This is a genomic window from Amycolatopsis sp. SID8362 (assembly GCF_010550475.1).
Lineage (GTDB): Bacteria > Actinomycetota > Actinomycetes > Mycobacteriales > Pseudonocardiaceae > Amycolatopsis > Amycolatopsis eburnea.
The window spans coordinates 1-299 of sequence record NZ_JAAGNB010000229.1 but is presented as its reverse complement, the minus strand read 5'-3'; the positions used below and the strand labels follow the sequence as shown (position 1 = coordinate 299).

The 299-nt window shown below is 76.6% G+C and carries 1 pseudogene; it reads left to right on the top strand.

What is annotated here, in order from left to right:
* A pseudogene (locus tag G3I65_RS07620) lies at positions 1–299 on the top strand (hypothetical protein); the annotation flags it as partial.

Genomic DNA, 299 nt, shown 5'->3' with positions numbered 1-299 from the left:
CCGAGCAGCAGTTCCGGGTCACCCGCGGCGGCACCGCCGTCGGCGGCCTGCCGCTGGAAGGCGGGATCGTCCAGGTCACGGCCGTCGGCGGCCAGTTCTACCTGCAGGCCGACGCCGACTACTGGAAGGCGCACGCGATCGACGAGGGCACGCAGTTCGGCACGAGCTGGGTGCGCTCGCTCGGCTCCGAGCTGCCGCTGGACCCGGCGGCCCGGTTCGCCCCGGCCGCGCTCGCCGACGGCCTGCGCAAGGCGCTGCCCGGCCTGGACCGGCTGGGCGAGCCGGTCAAGGCGCGGCTC